Origin of the sequence: Rhizobium phaseoli (assembly GCF_010668805.1) — a bacterium.
Taxonomy (GTDB): domain Bacteria; phylum Pseudomonadota; class Alphaproteobacteria; order Rhizobiales; family Rhizobiaceae; genus Rhizobium; species Rhizobium phaseoli_A.
Window position 1 is genome coordinate 335,959 of the sequence record NZ_WUFT01000002.1, and the last position, 21,668, is coordinate 357,626.

Below are 21,668 nucleotides of genomic sequence, written 5' to 3' on the forward strand. Positions count from 1 at the left end.
GCTTTCTACCGTATAGAGGTGCGTCTCAATGCCGATGGGTTCCGAGCATCCGCTGCGCAGGGAACTTCACGACGAGCTGCATGCACGGCCGTCGCTTTATTTTGAGACCGACACCGATGTCTGGCACGTCGCCATAGTCGGCGAGAGTGCCCCGCCTACGCTGCCGGCTTCCATGCCGGGATTGGAAGACGTCTCTGCCACCCGCGAGGGGAACCACGGCATCGGCCGCTTCGGCGACGGCCGGCTGAAATGGGAGGCGCATACCGAGTTCCTGACCCTCACCTTCGTCGTTCCTGCAGCCGCCGAACCCGGCAGCAACCCGCCTGAAGCCTTTCAGGCCTGCTGCCGTCAAATCGACGGCAAAGTCATCGCGGCCGTCCGGGTGCTGGTGCGGGCCGACAAGGACGGACAGCATTCGGAAAAACCAAAGCTCGACTATGTCGCTTCTCAGGTCGGCGGCGGCGACGCGGAGGTGCATTCGAACTTCCGCCTGACAGACAGCGGTTTCGCGGAGTTCCTATTCTTCAACCGCAGCCTCAACGCCTATCGTACCGGCCGCATGGTCAGGCGTTTCCTGGAAATCGAGACATACCGGATGATGGCCCTTTTGGCGCTGCCGAAGGCACGCGAGACGGTCTCCAAGCTTTCGGCCTTCGACCAGCGGCTCGATTTGCTGATCACCCATATGCAGGGTGCCGTCAAGGTGGACAAGGCGCTGCTGTCGGAGGTGACCAGGCTCTCGTCCGATGTCCTCAACTTCTCGGCGCTCGCCCGCCACCGCTTCGGTGCGACGAAAGCCTATGCCGATATCGTCGCCAGTCGGCTGTCCGAGCTTCGCGAAGAGCGGGTCCAGGGAAGGCAACGACTGGGGACGTTCATCGACCGACGCTTCCAACCGGCTGTGCGCTCGGTCTATGCGGCAGAGCGGCGCCTCGACGAACTGGCCGAACGCGTTAGCCTGGCCGGAGACCTGCTCAGAACCACGGTCCAGGTTCAGCTCGAGGATCAGAACGCCTCGCTGCTGACGTCGATGGAAGAGCGGGCCCGCATCCAGGTGCATATCCAGCAGGCGGTCGAAGGGTTTTCGGTCATTGCCATTACCTATTACACCGTCGGCCTGGCGAAGATCTGCCTTGAAAGCATTTCCGCGCTGGGCGTCGATCCGCACGTGACAAAACTCGCCGTTCTCGGCGCCATCCCGCTCGTGCTCTTCGCCGTCTGGACCGCGGTTCGTCACGTTCGCAGGAGCATCGCCGGTGCGCCACATGGTCCCGTGTCCGGAAGCCACTGACACGCGCATTCACCGCCGCCCTTTCGGAGCGGCGGTGTTCTCTTTACCGCATCAGCAGAACGTTACGATGCCATTGCGTAGGGGTGATGGTCACGTGCCTGGCGGCTGCCCGTCTTGAACCGCCGCAACAGATCGGCAAGGCTTTCGGTTTCCTGTGTCAGGCTCTGGGCGGCGGCCGTGGTTTCTTCGACCATCGCGGCGTTCTGCTGCGTCACCTTGTCCATCTGGTCGCCGGCGGCCGAGACCTCGCGCAGGCTTGTCGCCTGTTCGCGCGCGGCAACGGCAATCTCGGCCACGGTCGCATTCATTGCTGTGACCTGCTCGACGATCTGTTCGAGCGAGAGGCCGGATTCGCCGACCAGCTCGACGCCGGTCTTGACCTGCGCCGAGGAGGTGGAGATCAGTTGCTTGATCTCCCTTGCCGCATTGGCGGAACGCTGGGCGAGCTCACGGACTTCCTGGGCGACTACCGCAAAACCCTTGCCGGCTTCACCGGCACGCGCCGCTTCGACGCCGGCATTCAGCGCCAACAGGTTGGTCTGGAAGGCGATCTCATCGATGACGCTGATGATGTTGCCGATCTTGGACGAAGAATTTTGAATTTCCGTCATCGCGTCGATGGCCCGGGCGACGATCTCGCCGCCCTTTTCGGCATTGGTGCGCGCCGTCGCCACGACGGCCTGGGCGCGGCCTGCGCCCTCCGCCGTGCCGTTGACGCCGCGGGTCACGTCGCCGAGTGCTGCAACCGTTTCTTCCAGGGAGGCTGCCTGCTGCTCGGTGCGGCGGGCGAGATCGTTGGAGGCGGTGGAGATTTCCGACAGGCCGGAGCGGATGGTGGCGACCGCGCGAATGACGGAGTCGACCGCTTCCTCGAGGCTTGCGACCGAGTTGTTGAAGTGATCGCGGATCCTGACGTAGCGATGGTCGACTTCGCCGACGCGGACGGTGAGATCGCCCTTGGAGAGCGCGTCAAGGCCTACGGAAATCTGGCGGAAGGCATGTTCCATCACCTGCGCATCGGAAAGCCGCTCGGCCTCCTGCCGCAGCCGCTCTTCCTCGGCGGCCAGGCGTGCCCGCTCGGCATTGGCTTCGGCGATCAGCTTGGCACGGCCGGTCTCTTGGAATACCTTCAGCGAACGCGCCATGGCGCCCAGCTCATGGCGGTGCTCGACGCCCGTTATCGCGATCTTCTCCTCGCCGCGGGCAAGCTGCTCCATCGACTGCGCCATCTTGCGCACCGCCGAGGAAATCAGCCGGCCGACGAAATAGGAAAGCACGAGGCCGATGACGATCAACAGCCCGCTGATGACGAGCGTCGTGCTGGTCGCGGAGGCAACCGTTGCGTCAACCGAACCATCCAGGGTCTTCTGCGCACCCGTGACGGTTGCCTGCAGGTCCTTGAAACCGCCTGATATTTTCGGCGCAAGCACGCTGAGCTGTGTCTGGCGGATGTTGCCGGAGGCCTGCAGGACGTCCTTCATGTCGCCGAGACGGGCGGTGTAGTTCTGCATGAGCTGGCCGGCGCCCATCAGGCGCTTCTTCTGCAACTCGTTCTTCGCGGCCTTGGCGGCGGTTTCATTGAGGCTGACCGCTTCGGCCAGCGCTGCCTGCGCCGTGTCATAGGCCGCAAAATCGTTGGAATGCACGAAGCGCTCGGAGAAATAGAGACTGCGGTTCAAAGCCTCCAGTGTCGCCGCCGTCATCTGCAATACGGCCACATCGTTCTGGCGCCAGGCGCTTCGCACGACGTCGTTGAGAGCGATGCTGGTCCAGGGGCCAAATTCGGTGACCTTGGAGATCAAGGCGTCACGCCGGGCCTGAAGAGAAACGATCTGTTCGAAAGCCTTGCCATAGGCGGCAATGTCCTGGCGGATCGCGGCAAGGCCGGATTGCAGCTCCTTGTTGCCGGCAAAACGCGGATCGTCGGCGTCGAACGCCTTCACGCCGGCACGGAAGCGGTCGACGACATCCTGGGTCGGCGTGGAGCGGAAAGCTTCAGCAGACATCTGAATCTCGTTCAGCTGGTCGCTGTAGTCCGATATGGCGAGGCTCTGGCCCGCCGTGGCGCGATAGGACGCGAAAATCGATGCGAGCCCGTTCATGCCGGAGATCGCGCTGACGGTGAGCAGGCTCATCAGCAGGATCAATGGCACGAAGCCCGAAGTGATCTGCGCGCGAATGCCGAATTTATTCCAGAAATGCAACATCATAGGCCTCTTATGCTCACTGGCTCTTCGGCAGGTATTGGGCAATGTTCTCGGGTGTGACCAGTTCGAAGGGGACGTTGTTTTCGCGCGGCACCTTCTCCTTGTTGACGAGCTTCACGGCAGCGTCGACGGCCGCCGCCCCCTGCCCGACCGCACTCTGGAGAATGGTCACGTCGAGATCGCCGGCCACCATGGCGGCAAGCGCATCGTCGGTGGCGTCGACGCCGGCAACGACGACGTCCTTCATCGGGATATTGGCCTTCTTCATGGCGCGGATCGCACCGAGCGCCATCTCGTCATTGTTGGCGATAACAGCATCGAACTTGACGCCGGCCGCCAGCCATTCCTGCATCTGCTGATCGGCATAATCGCGCGACCAATAGCCCGCTTGCTGCTCGACGATCTCAAGGCCTTTGCATTCCGGCGTCGCGATGACATCGGCGATGTCCTGGGTGCGGGTACGGGCGGCCACATGGAAGACCTCCCCCATCAGCACGACGACACGGCCCTTGCCCTTGAGGAGAGAGCACACTTGCTTCGTCTCCAGCGTACCGGAATCCTTCTCATCGGAGGCGACAACGACCTGATTGTCCGGCAAGTCCGACAGATTGGAGGGCGTAGTGTTGATGTAGATCAGCGGAATGCCGGCATCCGCTGCGATCTTGGTCATTTGCGGCCCGAAATCGCCATCAGACAGCATCATGATAATGGCATCGACCTTGTCGGCAACGAACTGCTGAACCTGCTTCTTCTGAAGCTCGTTGTCGCCCTTGGCATTCGCGGTGACGAGCTTGAGGCCTGATATCGTCTTCCCGTGCGAGAGCACGCCATTCAGAAGCATCTCTCTGAATTTGTCGAGATTGGTCATCGAAACCCCGATCGTCTGTGCATTGGCAACAGAGACCGATATCGCCAAGGCGATGGATGCAAGCGTGGCCGTTTTCATGAATTCCCCTGCGCAATTCGGATCTGAATGCGTTATTTCAAATTTTGGTTAAATTTTACTTTTCGACGCGAAGCAAAAGTTAAGCGCGAGGGTATGATCTTGCGGGGCGGTTGCGCTTCTTGGGCGGCTATCAGCCGAACTTGACCAGCTTCGCCTCGAACCTGGCGCCACACGCTTTAAGCTATGTTTTATATAAACTATCGTCCGCCGAAGCCGGATCCGACGGAGATGCCTTTGTAGATTATCCTCTGCATTACGATGGCCAGGATGACGCCCGGCACCATGGAAATTGTCGCACCCGCCATGATGTAGTTCCACGAAGTGCCCTGCTGCGTCTGGAACAGGGTGAGCCCGAGCGGCAGCGTGGCTTTCTCGACGCCGCTGGTAGCGATCAGCGGCCAAAGGAAACTCTTCCATTGCGCGATGAATGTGAAGAGCGACAGCAGGCCGATCGCCGGCATGGCAAGCGGAACGATCACCGTGACCAGGATGCGCAGGCGCGAAGCACCGTCCATCATCGCCGCCTCGTCGAGATCCTTGGGAATGCCGAGGATAAACTGCCTCAGCAAAAACGTGCCGAAGGAAGAGAAGGCGACCGGCAGGATCATGCCGTGATAGGTATTGATCCAGCCGAGCTTGCTGACCAGGAGGAAGAGCGGGATGACCAGCATCACCTGCGGGATCATCAGCGTGCTCAGATAGGTGAGCAGCAGCCCTTCCCGCCCGGGAAACCTCAGCCGGGCGAAGGCGTAGGCGGAAAGGCAGGACACCGCGACCACGATCGCCGTCACGCCACAGGCGACCACGAGGGAATTCAGCAGGAAGGTGCCGAACGGCAGGGACACCAAGGCATCAACGAAGGTGCCCCACTGATACTCCTCAGGGAAGATGCGGACCGGCACGGCCATCACTTCGGCGTTGGAGCGCACCGCGTTCGACACCATCCAGAAAAATGGGAAGAGGAAAAGCAGCGCGACCAGCGAAAGTCCCGCGTAACTCAAAAAGCTGGCGACGCGCCGCAGGGTGCGCTGCCGATTCGCCGAGACGGAATGCGGATGCCGTGAGGTCAGGTCAGTCGTCATAATGCACCCATTTGCGCTGCATGTGGAACTGCAGAATGGTGAGCGCCATGATCATGACGAACATCACCCAGGCAAGAGCAGAGGCATAACCCATCTGGAAGTTGGTGAAGCCTTTCTGGTAGATGGCGAAGCCGAGTGTGGCCGTCGCCGAGCCTGGGCCGCCGCGCGTCATCGCAAAGATCTCGTCAAAGACCTGCAGCGACGTGATCGCCGTCATCACGGTGGCGAAGAAGACGGTCGGCGAGATGAGCGGCAAGCGGATGCGCCAGAATTGCTGCCAGGCATTGGCGCCATCGATCGTCGCCGCTTCGAGATAATGCTTCGGCACCAGATCGAGCGCGGCGTTGAACATCACGACGTTATAGCCGACATTCGCCCACAGCGTGACCAGGATGATCGCCTGCATGGCCCAGGTCGGGTTCAGCAGGAAATTCGGCAGGCCGAGGCCGAGCGCTCGGATGACGGCGTCGGCCAATCCATCTGGCGTGAAGATCAGCAGCCACACGACCGACGCGGCGATCGTCGGCGTGAAGGTCGGCAGGAAGAAGATCACCCGGAAGATCGCCTTGCCGCGCTTCAGGCTCGATATCCACACCGCAAGCGTCAGCGAGACGGCAATGTTCAGCGCCAGATATTCGACGGCGAAGAACAGCGTATTGCGCAAGATGGTGTAAAATGCCGGATCGACGGTGAAAAGCTTGATGTAATTCTGAAAGCCGACGAAGGACGGCGTCGAGATCAGCTGCCAGTTGGTGAAGGAGAGCGCCAGCGACGCCAGGATCGGCAGAGCCATGAAGATCATGAAGCCGAGGAAGCTCGGCAGCAGGAACAGCATGGCGGTCTGCGTCTCCGGCTTCAGAAAACGCCGTGGCTGACCGGGCTGCAGCGGAATTTCGGCGACGGCGCTTTGCGACATGTCTTCCTCCATGCGTGGCAATCCCGCCGCGGCGAGAGCTGGCGCATGACCCGTAAATCGAAATCGATTGTCCGAACGATCATGCGCAGATCCAAAGCGACGGCGCGTCTTCTCAGACGCGCGGGCGCTCTATTGTTGCGCAAGGCTCTGGATGGACTCCATCGTCTGCTTGGCGTCGGCGCTGCCGCCGAAGGCCGGCGGGAAATACTGGTTGAACAGGTTTTCGACCGCCGCCCAGTTGTTGGTGATCACGTAGGGCACTGAATGCGCCAGGGAATAATCGATGGCCTCGCCGCCATTGGTAATGTCCTTGGCTGCCACCTTGTACCACGAGGATTGCGACGCCGTGCGCGCCGGCAGCGCACGCCCCTGTTCGGCGAGGTATTGCAATGCTTCCGGGCTGGTCAGCACCTGGATCGCCTTCCAGGCCGCATCCTTGTTCTTGCTCGTCGTGGCGATGCCGAAACCTGAGCCCGCCGTGACGGCGGTAAGCTCGCCGTCTCCGCGCGGGAGCGAGGTAGAACCAATTTTGAACTTGACCTTGTCCTTCATGCCGATGATTGACCACGGACCGTCGATATACATGGCGACATTGCCCGAGTAGAACCGGCCTTGGATGACCGTGCCGGCATCGGCGCTCGACGGCACCAGCGGCGCGACCTTGTCCTTGGCGGCAAAGCCAATCACCCTCTCGGCGGCAGCAACGGCGCTCGGATTGGTGAGGTCTAGCTCTCCTGCGTCGTTGACATATTTATCGCCCCAGGCGGCCGCCAGAACCGAATAATTGGTCGGGGTGATGCCGAAGCCGTATTTGCCGTCCTTGGTCAGCTTCTTGGCGGCATCGGTGAATTCGCCAAGCGTCCAGCCCGGCTTAGGCAACGGAACGTCGGCAGCTTCGAGCGCGTCCTGGTTATAATAGATGACCCACGGACCGACGTCGTAAGGCAGGCCGTAAAGCTGCTTGTCGACGGACATGCCGCCGATGATCGAAGGGGTGAAAGCGCCGACATCGAATTTGTCGGCCGCGATCCGGTCATTCAGAGGCTCGAGCAGCGAAACAAAATTCGGCATGCGCAGCGACTGCATGGAAACGATATCGGCGAGCTGTCCGGATGCCGCCAGCACCGGCAGCCTTGTCCAGTAGTCGACCCAACCCGTCGTCGTCAGGGTCACCTTGATATCGGGATATTTGGCGGTCACCATGTCGGCTAGGTGCTGCCAGCCCTTGGTGTCGGCATCGGAACCGGTCCACATCTGCCAGGTCAGGTTGACCTGTTCGGCGGATGCGGCGGTGGCAAATAGGCTACCGCCGATTGCGGCAAGCATAAGCGTTTTCTTTAACACCTTCATGGGTTTCTCCTCCCTCCATGAACGCAATGGACACGCACGTGGGATCGACTACGCCTTGAGGACGATCTCGATCACCGGCACGGTGACATCAGGTCGCCGAACCGGCAGTTCCAGCATGACGATGCCTCCCGGCACCATCACGCCGACATTGGGATCCACATCCCTGGTATGGGCCACCCAGTGGACCTCGCTGGCGTCGTGCAGGAACTGCACATAGGCGACCCTGTCGGCGATGCCCTCGATGTGGATGTGGCGGTAAGGCCAGTTATAGACATGAAGGTAGAGGCGGTTGCCGCGCTGGGTGTAGCGGCAGCCAGCGGGTGCCGGAAGCTCGGACGGGCCGGCCCCATAGATGGCGCGTGCGTTGACGGCCATCCATTTCCGGTAGACCTCGAGAGCATCGATGGCGCGGGCATCGAACGTGCCCCGCCCGGTCGGCCCGACATTCATCAGCAGGTTGCCGCCGAGTGCAACGGAATCGATCAGCAGCTGGATGATCTGTTCCGGGCTCTTCCAGCTAGCCTCGTCGCGGTGATAACCCCAGGAGCCGCTGAAGGTGTGGCAGGCTTCCCAGAGCACCCCCTGGCTGGCGACGGCAGGTGCAACGCGCGGCGTATATTGCTCCGGCGTGGTTATGTCGGGCAAGGTTCCCGGCGGCAGATCGAGCCGGTTGTTGATGATGATTTCGGGCTGCAACTCGCGCGCCAGCTCGACAAGCCGCTCGCTGTCCCAGTCGGCACGCCCCTTACCGGGCAGGCCGCGATATTCCCGCGCAGGCCCGGGATAGCTAAAATCGAACCAGATGATGTCGACGCGGCCGAAGCCGGTCAGGAGCTCGCGCACCTGTTCGCGCATATAGGCCGCATAGTTGGCGACGTTGCGACCGGCATTCAGCGCCTTGGCCTCGGGATGGTTGCGCAAGGGATGGTGCAGGTCGATCGGAAAGTCCGGATGGTGCCAGTCGAGCAGTGAATAATAGAAGCCGATCTTCAATCCCTCGGCGCGGAAGGCCTCGACCAGCGGCGTCAGAAGGTCCTTGCCACAAGGCGTGTTCGGCGCCTTGTAATTGGTGAGCTTACTGTCCCAGAGGCAGAAACCCTCGTGATGCTTGGTCGTCACCACGACATATTTCATGCCGGCGAGACGCGCGCGGCGCGCCCACTCCTTGGGATCGTAGAGATCGGGATCGAAATTGTCGAAATAGCGCTGATAGTGCTCGTCGGTCAGCTCTTCGCGGTTCTTCAACCACTCATGCCGGGCTCCCAGGGCATAGAGACCCCAGTGGATGAACATGCCGAGGCGATCATGGCTGAACCAGGCGTGCTTACCCGCCCCTCTCAATGCCGGATTCTCCGGCTGGCGTTCCGAACTCGTCACAGGTTTTCTCCTCCCTGTTTCCGGTTCACATCATGTCGAACCGGTTCGGTGGCTGATCTTCTTGTCTCAACCTACGCCTGTCAAGCCGAAATTCATAAATCGCAAAACTTGGGGAAAATCCCTTCATATGGGGCAATTCAGCACGACTGATTGCAACAACGCATAAAATCTGACAAAAGAAAGCTTTAGAACCGGTTCGATAGACATGACGACCATACGAGATGTCGCGCGCCTTGCGGGGGTTTCGATCTCGACCGTCTCGCTGGCGCTCAATAGCCCCCAGCGGGTCGGCGCCGAGACGCTCGACCGCATCCAGCAGGCGATAAAATCGACGGGCTACCGCATCGATCCGGTGGCCCAGACGCTGGCGCGCGGGCGAAGTTCGCTGATCGGCTTCGTTGCGGCCAATCTCGGCAACATGTTTTTCGGCGACATCCGCCGCGAGATCGAGCGCCAGGGGCTCGACACCGGCTATTTCGTCCTGATCGCGGATTCTTCCGGCCGGGCCGATCTCGAACGGGCGCTGCTGGAACGGCTCGAGGCGCAGAAGATTGCCGGCATCGCGTTGGCGTCAAACGGGCACGGCGAGGAATACGCAGCCTTCCTGCGCGATTTCAAGACGCCGATCGTGATGTTCGACCAGAAGGTGGAGGGTGCCGCGCGCGATTTCATCGGCTCCGACAATCCACTGATGACGACCATCCTGACCGAGCACCTGCTGCAGCTCGGTCACCGCCGCATCGGCTTCATCTCCGGCCCGAGCGACCTGCATACCGCCGCCGAGCGCCTGAAGGGTTTTTTGAATACGATGGCCGGCGCCGGCGTCGAGGTCGATCCTTCGCTTGTGGTCGAAGGCGGCTTCACCCGAACCGGCGGCCACGCGCAGGCGATGCGGCTGCTCACCCGCCGCGACCGCCCGACCGCCATCATCGGCGCCAACAACATGACCGGACTTGCAGCTCTGCAGGTGATGCAGGAGATGGGCTTCCGCTGTCCCGACGACGTGTCGCTGGCGATGGTCGACGACGTGCCCTGGAGCAACGTTATCACGCCGCGCATCACCATGGTCGTGCAGGATGCGCAGAAGCTCGGCGAACTGGCGGCACAGCGGCTGCTGGCCAGGATCGCAAGCCCCGAGGCTGCCGCGGAGCCGCCACGGGATATCATCCTGACGCCGAGATTCGTGCGCGGGGAATCGACCAGGCGGCTGTGACTTCTATCACGGAGGCAACAAAACCGGCTTATCGCCATCGAGGCTATCGGCCCAGGCCTGTACGAACCGATGGTCGACAGTATTGCCCTCGTCAACGCTCACCAGCGCCTCGAGCGTCAAGTGCCGACGCTTCTCTTTCTGCGAAAGCAGCAACGGGACTTGCCCTATCGGATCCTTGGCTTTCATCGAAACCTCCTACTCGATTGTTAGCGATCATAGCTATTAACTCCGGTAATACCCACCACAGCTCCAGTCGACAAAACAGGTTATAAGAGAAGCAGTTGTGGACGTCGATTGAAACGCGGAGAAATTTGTCATACATGTGTGATGAATCGAGATTTCTGATGCCGCCAATCTTGGCCGCATCCGATCAAAGCCGATGCGAGGGTCAAGGCGTGGGTATGCATATGAAGGATCGCAGCAGAAGCTCGGGGTCGCTGGTCTCACGGGTCGGCGAAAGCCTTCGGCAAGCGATCCTCAGCGGCCAGTATTCCGCCGGCGACAAGCTTCCAAGCGAGCATGAACTGACCGAGACGCATAGTGTCAGTCGAACCGTGGTGCGCGAGGCGGTCGCCGCACTTCGTTCCGACGGACTGGTCGAGGTGCGCCAAGGCGCGGGAATTTTCGTGATCGGCCCTGACCCGACACTGTCAGGTCGGAGGGTGGACAAGGCCCGCGTCGCCTCCGACTTGGAAGTGCTCGAAATCCGAACCCCGGTCGAAATCGAGGCGGCCGGGCTTGCCGCCTTGCGCCGCTCGCCGGCACAGGAGGAAGCGATCTTCGAATGCCACCGGAAGATCCTCCAGTGCATCGAGACGGATCAATCCATCCGCGAGGCGGATCTCAAACTCCATGTCGCGATCGCCGAGGCGACCAACAATCCACTGTTCAGGCACTTCCTTCAATCTCAGGGGTCGGCGATCATCCCGCAATCGAGGCTTGTCCCGGAAACCAGGACGGCCGAGCAGACCGCCTACCGAAAGCTGATCCACAGGGAACATGAAGCGATCATCGTTGCGATCTCCGACAGGGACGATCAGGCTGCCCGCAACGCCATGCGCGAGCACCTGGTCGGCAGTCAGACCAGGTACCGCAACCTGCTGAAGGACCTGCGGAGTTTTGCGACGTGAGCTCAACGAAAAGCTCCGCCGCACGACAGGCTTTTCGACAGTCACAGCAACCCATCCAAGAATCGACGTCGAAAGCGACTTTCCCGGCAATTTGAGCAGGCTCCTGCATTGTAAGGAAGCGCGCGCAACGCGTTTTTCGGCGTGACGCATGGATTGGACGCGCTATTTGACCCTTCTGCGGCTGAAAGCTAGTTGAAAGCTTCGACGTCATAGGAAAGGGCAGCATCGTGGAGGAGCACGGTCAAGGTGGCCAGACGACGATGCAAGCACCAGGAGGAGATTTCCATGCGTTCTTCACGCAGCCTTTTTCAAACCGTAGCCCTTTCCACGCTTTTTGCTGCAGCATCTTTCGCTGCGAGCGCCGCAAACGCGGCCGACAAAATCACCATCATGGTCGGCGGTTATGAAAAGCAGATCTATCTGCCGGCCAAGCTCGCCGAATCGCTCGGGTACTTCAAGGACGAGGGTCTCGACGTCGAACTCCTGAACGAAGCTGCCGGCGTCGATGCTGAAAACCAGCTTCTGGCCGGCGCGGTCCAGGGCGTGGTCGGCTTCTACGACCACTGCGTCGACCTGCAGGCCAAGGGCAAATTTGTCGAATCCATCGTCCAGTTCAGCCAGGCGCCTGGTGAAGTCGAGATGGTTTCGAGCAAGCATCCTGACATCAAATCGCCGGCCGATTTCAAGGGCAAGACCCTCGGCGTCACCGGTCTCGGCTCGTCTACGAACTTCCTGACCCTCTTCATGGCATCGAAGGCCGGCTTGAAGCCCGGCGACGTCGTCACGGTTCCAGTCGGCGCCGGCGGCACATTCATCGCGGCCATGCAACAGGATCAGATCCAGGCCGGCATGACGACCGAGCCGACGATCTCGCGCTTGGTCAAAACGGGCGAGGCGAGCGTGCTCGTCGATATGCGCACGGTCGAGTCGACCCGCCAGGCGCTCGGCGGCACTTATCCGGCCGCCTCGCTCTATATGGAAGCCTCCTGGGTCGACGCGCATAAGGACGAGGCCCAGAAGCTCGCCAACGCTTTCGTCAAGACTCTGCGCTTCATCAACACGCATTCTGCCGCCGAGATCGCAGACAAGATGCCGAAGGATTTCTACGTCGGCGACAAGGACGGCTACATCAAGGCTTTGAACGACGGCAAGGGCATGTTCACCACTGACGGCGTCATGCCGGAAGACGGTCCGAAGACCGTGCTTGCCGTGCTCTCGGAGTTCTCCAAGAACGTCAAAGGCAAGCAGATCGACCTTTCCAAGACCTACACGACGGAATTCGTCAAGAACGTCAAGTAACGGGTGATATCGCTTCCGGCTTCGGCCGGAAGCGGCCTCCGATCGATCCATGGGCATTGCGTGCACGCGCCCTAAGGCACGCCTCAGGTATCATCATGCAACATGACAACAAGCAAATCCCGGCGATCGAGCTGATCAACGTCAGCCGGCGTTTCGTCTCGCCGACCGGAAAATCCCTCACAGCCTTGCGCGATTTCAATATGACGGTTGCCCGCGGCGAGTTTGTCGCCGTCGTCGGTCCTACCGGATGCGGGAAGTCGACGACTCTCAACCTCGTGACGGGTCTCGCACGCCCCAGTGCCGGCGAAGTCCGGTTGATGGGCGGGCCGATCACCGGCATTGATCCGCGTGTCGGCTTCGCATTCCAGACCGACGCGCTCTTTCCCTGGAAGAACGTCATCGACAATGTCATGGCCGGTCCACTGTTCCGCGGAAAGTCGCGCGCCGAGGCGGAAAAGAGCGCCCGCGACTGGATCGCCCGTGTCGGTCTTTCGAAATTTCTCCATCACTATCCCCACCAGCTTTCGGGCGGCATGCGCAAGCGCGTCTCGCTGGCGCAGACCTTCATCAATGAACCAGAAATCCTGCTGATGGATGAGCCGTTTTCGGCGCTCGACGTGCAGACCCGCACCGTCATGCATGAAGAGCTCTTGAAGCTGTGGGCCGAGCGAAAGGCCTCGGTGGTGTTTGTGACCCACGATCTCGAAGAGGCGGTGGCGCTCGCCGACAAGGTCTATGTGCTCACCGCCGGCCCAGCGACGGTCAAATCGGTCTACACGATCGATCTTCCCCGCCCGCGCGTCGTGTCGGAAATCCGCTACGAGCAGAGCTTCATCGACTATTGCAAGACGATCTGGGAGGACCTCCGCGAAGAGGTCGAGACCAGCTACCGCCGCGCAAGCGAAGCGGCCTGAGGGAGGATATCATGGCACACACCACTCTTGAGGCCGGTTCGGCCACCATGTTTCGGCCGGGCACGTCTGATACAGAAATCGAGGCATCGGCGCTGAAGGCGATGCGTCGGCGCAAACTGCTGGTGCGCTTCTGGCAGATCGCCATCCTGGTCTTCGCGATCGGCATGTGGGAACTCTCCTCCAACATGCAGTGGATTGACCCCTTCTTCTATTCGAGCCCGAGTGGCGTCGTTCAGCGTCTCTACGAATGGGCAACGGAAGGCACCACGGAAGGGTCGCTCTGGTACAATCTCTGGGTGACAATGGAAGAGGCGCTGATCGGCTTCTTCGCAGGCTCAATCACCGGCGTTTTCGTCGGCATCGGCCTCGGCCGCAACCGCTTTCTGTCGGACATCTTCTCGGTCTACATCAAGGCGATCAACTCGATCCCGCGCGTCGTTCTCGCCCCGATCTTCATCATGATCATGGGCCTCGGCCTGCCCTCCAAAGTGGCGCTTGCCTTCATCATGGTGTTCTTCGTGGTGTTTGCAAACGCCTTCCAGGGCGTGCGCGAGGCCGACCGCAACATGATTGCCAATGCCCGCATCCTCGGCGCCTCGGACTGGCAGGTGACCCGGACCGTGGTCATTCCTTCGGCGATGAGCTGGATCTTCGCCAGCCTGCACGTCTCTTTCGGATTTGCGATCATCGGCGCAATCGTCGGCGAATTCGTCGGCGCCAGATATGGCATCGGCCAGCTCATCTCGATCGCCAAGGGCACGTTCGACGCGGCCGGCATGTTTGCGGCAATCTTGCTCGTCATGGTCGTCACGCTTGTTGCCGAATACATCATGACGCTGGTCGAGAACCGTCTGGCGAAATGGCGTCCGCAGCAGCACATGGATACGCAGTAATCAAATCCGCTCCTCCCAAGGCGGATCGCATCGATGGCCGGGCAGCATGCCCGGCTTTCGTGTTTTTGATCGCAAAGTCGGCCAACTCCCCTTTCGTCGTGCTCGGCCTTGTGCCGAGCATCTGCTTCCGTTCGATAGGGCAGCAGATCCTCGGCACAAGGCCGAGGATGACGCTGGATAGAGAGCCAAGAGCGTCATCAAACCGGGGCCGGGCACGAGGCCCGCCTTTTCCATTTGAGGTGCTTCGCGTCTAAGCAAGCGGAAGCCGCACGGTCACGATAAGGCCGCCACCTTTCGCGCCGTCGAGCACGACTGAGCCTCCGGCACCTTCGACGACCTCCCGGACGATCGCAAGCCCCAGACCGCTGCCCTCTGCTTCCGTCCCCATGACCCGGTAGAACCGTTCGAAAACCTGCTCGCGCTCCCCGCGGGGAATCCCCGGCCCGTTGTCCTCGACGGTGACGACGGCGTTGCCGTCCGCCTGCCCGACCGCAACGGTCACCCGTCCATTCGGGCTGGTATAGCGGATCGCGTTGTCTATGAGGTTGACAAGCATCTCGCGCAACATCGTCCCGTCGCCTTCGACGATGACGGGACCGTCCGCTTCCAGACCGACGTCGATGTTGCGCCTCAGCGCCTCTTCAGCATGCGCCTCCAGGATCTCGCGGGCTGCCTTGCAGAGGTCGGCGGCGTCGCTGCGCGGGCGCCGGCTTCCGGGCTCGTCCCGTGACAAGGTAAGAAGCTGGCTGGCGAGACGCGAAATCTGCTTCGTGCTGGCGCGAAGCGCAAAAAGCGCCTCGTCGCGGCGAGCTGCATCGTCTTCGCGGGCCGCCACGCTTGCCTGGGTCGAAATCAGCGCCAGGGGCGTTCGCAACTGATGGGCAGCATTCGATACGAACCGCCGTTGCGCAGCCATCTGGCTCTGGACGCGCTCCATGTAGTCGTTGAGTGCATGAACGAGCGGTTGCAGTTCGCTCTGCACCATCTCCGGCGGCAGCGGATCGAGACGGTTGCGACCGCGCTGTCGCACAGCGTCCCGCAGTCGCAGAGCGGGCGCCAGACCCCGTTGAAGCCCGAGAATGGTCACCAGGCTTGCGACGAAGAGGAGCACGAACTGCTTCGAAAAGTCCGAGAGCCACAGCTGCCGTCGCATCGCGTACTGGCTGTTATGGGTCACGGCGACCGCCACGGAGATCGCCCCGTTATCGGGCAGCCCGACGACAGGATGGTCAAGTATCATGACGCGCACATCGGCGCCATGAAACGCGCGATCCTCACCTGCGCGATGGATGGCCGGCAACGGCAAGTCGGGAACTCCGCTCACAAGACTGCCCCACGCAGTGATCACCTGATAGGACACCCGGTCACCGAAGCCTGTATCGAACATCTCAAGTGCTGCAGGCGGCACATCCACCTGAACATTGCCGCCTTCGTCGACGCGGACGGCCTCGGCAATGACGCGGGCCGAGGCCAGAAGTGTTCGATCCGTCACTAGCTTTGCCGTCGCGTCCGCCGTCCAGAAGCTGTCGTAGAGATTGAAGCCGATGGCGCCGAGCAGGGTCAGCAGCACCCAGCAGAGCAGCTGCACCCTCAAGCTCCGGCTGAGCCGCGCGATCGTCGCCCCCACTTTTTTAACGAGGCTACTGGACATGTCTGAGGAGATAACCGAGCCCACGCAACGTCGCGATCTGAACCGAGCTGTTCTCGAGCTTTTTTCGCAGCCGATGGACGTAGATTTCGATGGCGCTCGGATCCGCCTCGTCGTCGAAACCGAATACGCTTTCAGAAAGCGTGGCTTTCGAGACCGTCTTGCCAAGCTTCATGACAAGCCGTTCAAGGACGGCATATTCTCGCGGCGTCAGCTGCAGCAGCTCGTCCGCGACGAAAAATTGCCGTGTCCCACCGGAAAACCGCAGGTTGCCGACGGTGATTTCCGACGATGCGCGATCCTGCCCGCGGCGCACCACAGCGCGGATTCTCGCTTCGAGCTCGGCGATTTCGAAAGGCTTGGCGAGATAATCGTCGGCGCCGCTGTCGAGCCCCGCCACACGCCCATCCAGGCTCGCATTCGCGGTCAAGATAATGACCGGCAGCTTGCTTCCCGACTGCCTCAGCCGCTTCAAAAGCGTCAATCCGTCAAGCTTGGGCAGCGCAAGGTCGAGGATCATTGCCGAATACTCGGCCACCTTGAGCATATGCTCGGCGTCCTCGCCGTCATGGGCGATATCGATAGCATATTGCGCCTGTCGCAGGGCTTTCCCCAGCCAGGCCGCCAGATCCTTGTTGTCCTCCACTACAAGCAGTCTCATCCATCCCCCTTAGCACGGGCAGATGGTCTGGCGGAAGCGCGACACGGTTGACTCTAGGCGTCTTCAGCCTCGTCCTCGGCATCAACGGCTGCGACCTCTCGGTCTCCGGCCATCGGCACCTCCGTTCCCCAGATTTCGATCTGCGTCAGCGCCGGAAAGGGCGAGCCGTCCTGCGCCTTGATCAGGCCGTGCAGCTCCACCCATTCGACGATGCAGGGCTCTATCGAAAAGCCTTGCGCAGCACCCGATTTCACTAGCGGAAAGGAGGAGGTCCTGCCGTTCGAGAAGGTGACGCTGGCTTTCTCCCACCAGGAATCATGCGGGAAGTCGGCCCGGAGGTAGAAGACGATCTCATCGATCCGGACAGGCCGGCCGAACTCCACCGTCAGGGCGGCGTCAGGATCTCGATTGATGCCCCAGCTGGTGTAGGGCCAGAAGCCGTGATCATCATTGGCCTTTTCGCCGTCGATGGCGTTGCGCGCGGCAAAGACCGCTTCGCCCCGGGTTTCGACATTGGCGCGCGCATGCGGAAACAGCGTCCGATTGGCGTGATCGTCCCAAGGGTTCAGGGCCAGATTACGCCGCTGGGCAATCTCGTCGGGCCGCGCGCTTCGCACTGAAAGCCGATGCATATCGCCGCTGAAGGCGTCGGGCGAATAGGGTTTATGCTTGTCGCCGAACGGCACGGCGAGGCAATAATCGCATTCCTTCATATAGACCGGGCCGGGTTGATTCGCGCTGTCCAGTGCCAGGAAGATATGCCCGGGTTCGGAAGCCTCCACGACGACGCAGTCACCCTCGCGATAACTCTGCCGATAGACCAGAAACGTTTCGTCCTGTCCCGTGGCGCTTGCCAGCACGAAGCCATCGGCATCCATGATCTTCAGCGTCAATTCCATGCTCGCCCTCCTCAGGCTAGACGATCCGTAATCTCAGAAGCTTGTCGGCAAACGACAGGCGCAGCCGGTAGAGCTTCTCGGGCCAGGCCGATCGCAGCCTGCTGTCATCAACCTCGATCTCGTCGATTTCGATCGACCCGGTGCCGTCGACGGCAATGCTGCCGAGATCGGCGAGATCGATCCGACCGGGGGCGATGGTCGGCGCCACGCAGGTCATGAGCGACAGGACCGCCGGTCGGTCCCCGTCATAGGTATCGACGATCTCGACACGGCGGCCCCGTTGGAGGGAGACCGCGCGCCGATAGCTGCGCACATCTGCTTCCGGGGGATAGGCGCCTGATATATCGAAGGATATGCGCGCCTCGCTGTTGCCGAATTCGACCTCGACATCACGGGCGCCGAAAGCTTCGCCGGCGGACTGCATGACGCCTTCGAAGGTCGGCAGGTTGTGATAGGCCGATTGCATCGTCCATATCTCGTAGCGCCGCGGCGAAAAGGTCTTTGCGGTATAGGTCTCGACGCCGACGTCGATCAGCAAAGGACTGCCGTTCTTGTAGAGCGTGACGCTGCCGACATCGTTGTGATTGTGGCCCTCGCCGTTGTTGCCGGCCTTGACCGCGAGGGAAAATTGCCCGTCGCGGGCGATGAACACGCCGATGCCGGGATAAAAGATATCCCGGCCGGATGCCGGCTGCAGTTCGGCGGGGATCGTATGACCGACCAGCAGCTCCTGCACGCGGTACCAGAGGTTCCATTCACCGGGCAGGTGCGGGCTCTCGGCTGCCGCCCGGTCGGCTGCGGCGAATGTCGCAAGCATCTCAGAGCCAACAGACTTGCCGAACAGGTATTCGCGTGCGCTGCAAGGCTCGACCACCGCGGAGGAATCCGCGAAGTTGAAATAATGGCGGCCGGCAACATGCATGTTGGCGATATATTCGGCCATGTTGCGGATCTTCGGCTGCTGCCAGAACCTGGCAAACGGGCCCGGGGCCACCGTATCGAGGATGGTCAATGCACCATGGAGGCAGAGCGCGGCGTGGCGATAATAGACCACGCCCTCTTCGCAAGCGCCGTCCTCGGCATAGTCCTTCAGAAAGGCATCAAGACTGCCGAGTGCCTTTCTGACGACGGCGTGGCGCGTGGTCTGATCTGTTTTCAGCGAAAAGACCGTCAACAAGACGTTCTGGGTTATCCAGGCCGTCCAGTTGTTCATCCGCTCATCGCCGCTGCCCATCCACCAGAAATGCCGGCCGAGATAGGGCGTCAGGATGCGGACCTCGATCTCGCGTTTCACACGCGCCGTAATTTCCGGGCTGATGCCGTCAAGCGCGTCGCCGAGCAGGGCGACGATCGTCGCCAGAAGGGCCGCCGTTTCGGCGGCGAAGAGATCGACAACCGGCTGCGAAGTGTCGGGGAGCGGCAGACGAAGGCCACCGCGCCCATAGGCGTTATGCGCAGGAAGCTGCCAGCCACTCTCCTCGGCAATCAGGAAGATGCCGTCGACGATCTTCGGCAGGAACCGCCCACCCGCTTCCACCAGTTCGCCCAGCACCAGATCATTGAGCATCCGCCGGCGGGTGAAATAAAGCGCCTCGAAGTGCGCGCGGTTGCCGTTCTCCGTGTACTCCCGGTAATCGGAGGCCGTCATGAAAGGCCAGGCGCGCGCAAATGTGGCTTCGGCATCGCGCACGACCACATCCCGCACCGCCTGCGGCACCGCGTTCCAGCTCTCGCGATCGGCGTAGGCAGATCCCGGCGTGAAGTCGCTGAAGACGTCCGGCAGCTCCTCTGAAATCTCGCTGAACATGTCCCTCCTCGCGTTGGAAAAGCCTCGACCGCGCATCGGCTTAAAGCTCACCTATCATATGTTTTTCGCGCTCGCCATAAAAATTTGTATGATCTATTCAGAACTTGTTTGACCAATACCGGAGATGTGCTATGTCCTTGGCGGGAGGAAGACAGGGGCGCCCATCCGCCCAAACGGCTCTGGATTTAAGTTGGAGAATCCCGAAAGCCGCCAGCCGCAGAATGCCCGCCCAGGAGGAAGCATCGCTGTCCATATCGAATTCGGTCATCGCGACAGATGGCGCCCCGGCCGTGCCCCGCCGGAAGGTCACCGTCCTGTCCAAGCGCCAGCGCAAGATCCGCAATGCGCTTGTCGCCTATTCGTTCATCGCGCCGAATTTTCTCGGCTTCGCCGTCTTTACGCTCGGCCCGATCCTGTTCGCCTTCGCGCTTGCCTTCATGCATTGGGACGGCTCGAATGCGATTACATTCGCAGGCCTCGATAATTTCTGGCGGCTCTTCGACGACAAGGCCTTCATCGCGGCGTTCTGGAACACGATCATCTATACGGTCGCCTCGGTGCCGGCGACGCTCCTTTGCGCGCTCGGCCTCGCCGTTCTTCTCAATCAGAAGATCGTGGGACGGAATTTCTTCCGCACGGCGATGTTCTTCCCCTATGTCGCCTCGCTGGTGGCCGTCGCCGTCGTCTGGAACATGATCTTCAATCCTGAGATGGGACCGGTGAACATGCTCCTCTATACGCTCGGCCTCGACCCGAAGAACATGCCGGGATGGGCGGCCGATCGCCACTGGGCGATGGTGACGGTGATCCTCTTCGGCATCTGGAAGAACATGGGTTATTACATGGTCATCTATCTGGCCGGCCTGCAGGGCATCAATGCCGAACTCTATGAGGCCGCCGATCTCGATGGCGCCAATTCCTGGCAGAAATTCATCCATGTCACGGTGCCGCAGCTCGGCCCGACGACTTTTTTCGTCACCGTCATGCTGACCATCCAGTCCTTCAAGGTGTTCGATCAGATCTACATGATCACCCAAGGCGGACCCGGCACCTCGACACTCGTCCTCGTCTACCACATCTATAACGAGGCCTTCATTTCCTGGGATCTCGGCTATTCCAGCATGGTTTCGCTGGTGCTGTTCTTCCTCGTTCTCGCGGTCACCGTCTTCCAGTTCCGCCGCCAGAGGGAGGACGAGGCATGAGGATCGCCGGACGCAAAGTCACCATCGGGACGATCGCGATCTATGCCATCGTCATCGCCGTCACGCTGATCATGCTGATGCCCTTCGCCTGGATGCTTTCGGCATCGCTGAAGCTCAGCCGCGATGTGTTCGCCTTCCCGATCGAGTGGATACCGTCCGTGCCGCAATGGCAAAACTACGTCGACATCTGGACGAAGATCCCGCTCGCCCTCTTCATCTACAACACCTCGAAGCTGACGATCATCGTCACGCTGCTGCAGCTATTGACCTCAAGCTTTGCGGCGTACGCTTTCGCCAAGCTGAATTTCCCCTACAAGAACACGCTGTTCCTCGGCTATATCGCCACCATCGCCATGCCCTGGCAGGTCTACATGGTGCCGCAGTTCCTGCTGATGCGCGAATTCGGCCTCAACAACACGCATCTGGCGCTGATCTGCCTCCAGGCCTTCACCGCCTTCGGCGTCTTCCTGATGCGGCAGTTCTACATGTCGATCCCGACCGAGCTTTGCGAGGCGGCCCGCATCGACGGCATGAACGAGTACCAGATCTGGGCACGCATCATGCTGCCGCTGTCGAAGCCCGCGCTCTCGACGCTGACGATCTTCACCTTCGTCACCACCTGGAACGACTTCCTCGGACCGATGATCTATCTCACCAAGACCGAGCTGAAGACGGTCCAGATCGGCCTGCGCATGTTCATCTCGCAATATTCGGCCGAATACGGGTTGATCATGGCGGCCTCCGTCGTCGCGCTCATTCCGGTCCTCGTCGTCTTCCTTGTTCTCCAGCGCTTCTTCGTCGAGGGCATCGCCTCGACTGGATTGAAGGGTTAA

The 21,668-nt window shown here is 60.9% G+C and carries 18 protein-coding genes and 1 pseudogene; 8 read left to right on the forward strand and 11 right to left on the reverse strand.

Features of this window, described 5'->3' with window-relative positions; all coding sequences use genetic code 11:
• Positions 1 to 28 precede the first annotated feature (28 nt).
• Entirely contained in the window at positions 29 to 1,291 is a 1,263-nt protein-coding gene (locus tag GR197_RS04700; protein WP_164007055.1) for a DUF3422 domain-containing protein, read from the forward strand.
• Between the two features lie 62 nt (positions 1,292 to 1,353).
• On the opposite strand, the gene GR197_RS04705 is transcribed toward GR197_RS04700, so the two are convergent.
• The 6 genes from GR197_RS04705 to GR197_RS04730 form a co-directional block, all read right to left on the reverse strand.
• Positions 1,354 to 3,498: a methyl-accepting chemotaxis protein gene (locus GR197_RS04705; RefSeq protein ID WP_164007057.1), complete on the reverse strand. Its 2,145-nt coding sequence runs from the start codon at positions 3,496 to 3,498 to the stop codon at positions 1,354 to 1,356.
• A gap of 16 nt (positions 3,499 to 3,514) precedes the next feature.
• Positions 3,515 to 4,444 carry a substrate-binding domain-containing protein gene (locus tag GR197_RS04710; RefSeq protein ID WP_164007059.1) on the reverse strand — a complete coding sequence of 310 codons (930 nt, stop codon included), beginning with the start codon at positions 4,442 to 4,444 and terminating at the stop codon, positions 3,515 to 3,517.
• 197 nt (positions 4,445 to 4,641) lie between these two features.
• Positions 4,642 to 5,526 carry a carbohydrate ABC transporter permease gene (locus GR197_RS04715; RefSeq protein WP_164007061.1) on the reverse strand — a complete coding sequence of 295 codons (885 nt, stop codon included), beginning with the start codon at positions 5,524 to 5,526 and terminating at the stop codon, positions 4,642 to 4,644.
• Positions 5,516 to 6,442, reverse strand: coding sequence for a carbohydrate ABC transporter permease (locus GR197_RS04720; RefSeq protein ID WP_164007063.1), 927 nt, complete (start codon positions 6,440 to 6,442; stop codon positions 5,516 to 5,518). The genes GR197_RS04715 and GR197_RS04720 overlap by 11 nt, the downstream gene beginning before the upstream one ends.
• A gap of 129 nt (positions 6,443 to 6,571) precedes the next feature.
• Positions 6,572 to 7,792 carry an ABC transporter substrate-binding protein gene (locus GR197_RS04725; RefSeq protein ID WP_164007064.1) on the reverse strand — a complete coding sequence of 407 codons (1,221 nt, stop codon included), beginning with the start codon at positions 7,790 to 7,792 and terminating at the stop codon, positions 6,572 to 6,574.
• Positions 7,793 to 7,840: 48 nt separating this feature from the next.
• On the reverse strand, positions 7,841 to 9,169 hold the full coding sequence (locus tag GR197_RS04730) for an alpha-L-fucosidase (protein ID WP_164007067.1): 1,329 nt from the start codon (positions 9,167 to 9,169) through the stop codon (positions 7,841 to 7,843).
• A gap of 205 nt (positions 9,170 to 9,374) precedes the next feature.
• Between GR197_RS04730 and GR197_RS04735 the strand changes: the two genes are divergently transcribed.
• Positions 9,375 to 10,382 (forward strand): LacI family DNA-binding transcriptional regulator, encoded by a 1,008-nt coding sequence (locus GR197_RS04735; RefSeq protein WP_164007069.1) that lies wholly within the window; start codon positions 9,375 to 9,377, stop codon positions 10,380 to 10,382.
• Between the two features lie 6 nt (positions 10,383 to 10,388).
• On the opposite strand, the pseudogene GR197_RS04740 reads toward GR197_RS04735, so the two are convergent.
• Positions 10,389 to 10,523 (reverse strand): annotated as a pseudogene (locus GR197_RS04740) (CopG family transcriptional regulator); the annotation flags it as partial.
• Positions 10,524 to 10,783: 260 nt separating this feature from the next.
• Here GR197_RS04740 and GR197_RS04745 point away from each other — a divergent pair.
• The 4 genes from GR197_RS04745 to GR197_RS04760 all read left to right on the forward strand — a co-directional run bounded on the left by GR197_RS04745 (position 10,784) and on the right by GR197_RS04760 (position 14,618).
• Entirely contained in the window at positions 10,784 to 11,512 is a 729-nt protein-coding gene (locus GR197_RS04745; protein ID WP_164007071.1) for a FadR/GntR family transcriptional regulator, read from the forward strand.
• Positions 11,513 to 11,797: 285 nt separating this feature from the next.
• On the forward strand, positions 11,798 to 12,811 hold the full coding sequence (locus tag GR197_RS04750) for an ABC transporter substrate-binding protein (protein ID WP_164007073.1): 1,014 nt from the start codon (positions 11,798 to 11,800) through the stop codon (positions 12,809 to 12,811).
• A 95-nt stretch (positions 12,812 to 12,906) separates the two neighbouring features.
• Positions 12,907 to 13,725 (forward strand): ABC transporter ATP-binding protein, encoded by an 819-nt coding sequence (locus GR197_RS04755; protein WP_164007075.1) that lies wholly within the window; start codon positions 12,907 to 12,909, stop codon positions 13,723 to 13,725.
• A gap of 11 nt (positions 13,726 to 13,736) precedes the next feature.
• On the forward strand, positions 13,737 to 14,618 hold the full coding sequence (locus GR197_RS04760) for an ABC transporter permease (RefSeq protein ID WP_164007077.1): 882 nt from the start codon (positions 13,737 to 13,739) through the stop codon (positions 14,616 to 14,618).
• Positions 14,619 to 14,868: 250 nt separating this feature from the next.
• On the opposite strand, the gene GR197_RS04765 is transcribed toward GR197_RS04760, so the two are convergent.
• The 4 genes from GR197_RS04765 to GR197_RS04780 are packed head-to-tail and all read right to left on the reverse strand — an operon-like array spanning position 14,869 to position 19,633.
• Entirely contained in the window at positions 14,869 to 16,269 is a 1,401-nt protein-coding gene (locus GR197_RS04765; RefSeq protein ID WP_164007079.1) for a sensor histidine kinase, read from the reverse strand.
• Positions 16,259 to 16,927: a response regulator gene (locus GR197_RS04770; RefSeq protein ID WP_164007081.1), complete on the reverse strand. Its 669-nt coding sequence runs from the start codon at positions 16,925 to 16,927 to the stop codon at positions 16,259 to 16,261. Before GR197_RS04770 ends, GR197_RS04765 begins: the two co-directional genes overlap by 11 nt.
• 53 nt (positions 16,928 to 16,980) lie before the next feature.
• A complete protein-coding gene (locus tag GR197_RS04775) occupies positions 16,981 to 17,826 on the reverse strand; it encodes a carbohydrate-binding protein (protein ID WP_164007083.1) in 846 nt (281 codons plus the stop codon).
• A gap of 16 nt (positions 17,827 to 17,842) precedes the next feature.
• Positions 17,843 to 19,633 (reverse strand): heparinase II/III domain-containing protein, encoded by a 1,791-nt coding sequence (locus GR197_RS04780; RefSeq protein WP_164007085.1) that lies wholly within the window; start codon positions 19,631 to 19,633, stop codon positions 17,843 to 17,845.
• A 221-nt stretch (positions 19,634 to 19,854) separates the two neighbouring features.
• Between GR197_RS04780 and GR197_RS04785 the strand changes: the two genes are divergently transcribed.
• Positions 19,855 to 20,835, forward strand: a complete 981-nt coding sequence (locus GR197_RS04785) for a carbohydrate ABC transporter permease (protein ID WP_246724466.1) — start codon at positions 19,855 to 19,857, stop codon at positions 20,833 to 20,835.
• The gene (locus tag GR197_RS04790) at positions 20,832 to 21,668 is read left to right on the forward strand and encodes a carbohydrate ABC transporter permease (RefSeq protein ID WP_164007087.1); all 837 of its coding nucleotides are present in this window, start codon (positions 20,832 to 20,834) and stop codon (positions 21,666 to 21,668) included. Before GR197_RS04785 ends, GR197_RS04790 begins: the two co-directional genes overlap by 4 nt.

Excerpts from the sequence above, each read along its gene's own strand:
- GR197_RS04775 (WP_164007083.1), bottom strand. The coding sequence starts at position 17,826 with ATGGAATTGACGCTGAAGATCATGGATGCCGATGGCTTCGTGCTGGCA.
- GR197_RS04785 (WP_246724466.1), top strand. The coding sequence starts at position 19,855 with ATGCCCGCCCAGGAGGAAGCATCGCTGTCCATATCGAATTCGGTCATC.
- GR197_RS04780 (WP_164007085.1), bottom strand. The coding sequence starts at position 19,633 with ATGTTCAGCGAGATTTCAGAGGAGCTGCCGGACGTCTTCAGCGACTTC.
- GR197_RS04720 (WP_164007063.1), bottom strand. The coding sequence starts at position 6,442 with ATGTCGCAAAGCGCCGTCGCCGAAATTCCGCTGCAGCCCGGTCAGCCA.
- GR197_RS04725 (WP_164007064.1), bottom strand. The coding sequence starts at position 7,792 with ATGAAGGTGTTAAAGAAAACGCTTATGCTTGCCGCAATCGGCGGTAGC.
- GR197_RS04735 (WP_164007069.1), top strand. The coding sequence starts at position 9,375 with ATGACGACCATACGAGATGTCGCGCGCCTTGCGGGGGTTTCGATCTCG.
- GR197_RS04700 (WP_164007055.1), top strand. The coding sequence starts at position 29 with ATGCCGATGGGTTCCGAGCATCCGCTGCGCAGGGAACTTCACGACGAG.
- GR197_RS04705 (WP_164007057.1), bottom strand. The coding sequence starts at position 3,498 with ATGTTGCATTTCTGGAATAAATTCGGCATTCGCGCGCAGATCACTTCG.
- GR197_RS04765 (WP_164007079.1), bottom strand. The coding sequence starts at position 16,269 with ATGTCCAGTAGCCTCGTTAAAAAAGTGGGGGCGACGATCGCGCGGCTC.
- GR197_RS04770 (WP_164007081.1), bottom strand. The coding sequence starts at position 16,927 with ATGAGACTGCTTGTAGTGGAGGACAACAAGGATCTGGCGGCCTGGCTG.
- GR197_RS04760 (WP_164007077.1), top strand. The coding sequence starts at position 13,737 with ATGGCACACACCACTCTTGAGGCCGGTTCGGCCACCATGTTTCGGCCG.
- GR197_RS04710 (WP_164007059.1), bottom strand. The coding sequence starts at position 4,444 with ATGAAAACGGCCACGCTTGCATCCATCGCCTTGGCGATATCGGTCTCT.
- GR197_RS04750 (WP_164007073.1), top strand. The coding sequence starts at position 11,798 with ATGCGTTCTTCACGCAGCCTTTTTCAAACCGTAGCCCTTTCCACGCTT.
- GR197_RS04715 (WP_164007061.1), bottom strand. The coding sequence starts at position 5,526 with ATGACGACTGACCTGACCTCACGGCATCCGCATTCCGTCTCGGCGAAT.
- GR197_RS04790 (WP_164007087.1), top strand. The coding sequence starts at position 20,832 with ATGAGGATCGCCGGACGCAAAGTCACCATCGGGACGATCGCGATCTAT.
- GR197_RS04745 (WP_164007071.1), top strand. The coding sequence starts at position 10,784 with ATGCATATGAAGGATCGCAGCAGAAGCTCGGGGTCGCTGGTCTCACGG.
- GR197_RS04755 (WP_164007075.1), top strand. The coding sequence starts at position 12,907 with ATGCAACATGACAACAAGCAAATCCCGGCGATCGAGCTGATCAACGTC.